Origin of the sequence: Thermomonas alba (assembly GCF_022419205.1) — a bacterium.
GTDB lineage: Bacteria > Pseudomonadota > Gammaproteobacteria > Xanthomonadales > Xanthomonadaceae > Thermomonas > Thermomonas alba.
In genome coordinates, this window is record NZ_JAJOZU010000067.1 from 1 (window position 1) to 521 (window position 521).

At 60.1% G+C, this 521-nt stretch carries 1 protein-coding gene; it reads left to right on the forward strand.

The window, feature by feature from the left end:
* On the forward strand, positions 1–521 hold a 521-nt coding region (locus ML342_RS11780), incomplete at both ends, for a calcium-binding protein (protein WP_275672491.1).

Below are 521 nucleotides of genomic sequence, written 5' to 3' on the forward strand. Positions count from 1 at the left end.
TAGGGAAATCAACGGTGGCTATGCCAACACGGACGTGCTGGCGTTCGGTGAAGGTATCGCAGCGTCCGATATCCGGGTGTTCCGCGAGGGCAACGACCTGGTGTTCCAGCACGTCAATGGCGCCGACTCGGTGCGCATCAAGGATCAGTTCAACGGTTCGGCGTGGAATACGGGGCAGCAGATCGAGCAGGTGACGTTTGCCGATGGCACGGTGTGGACGGTTGCGAGCATCCAGGCAGCAGGCATCACGATCCTGGGTGGCGACGGTGATGACACCCTGAGTGGCTATTCCGGCAAGGACATCCTGCTGGGCGGCGTGGGCAACGACACGATCATTGGCAGCAGCAGTGACGAGCTGTACGGCGGCGAGGGTGACGACACCTTGAAGGTGGATGCCTACGCCCAGAATGCGGTGTTTGTGGGCGGCAAGGGCAACGATACCTTGATCGGCGGCTACTTCTCGGATCGTTATGAGTTCAACCTTGGTGATGGCCAGGACACGATCCGGGAAATCAACGGTG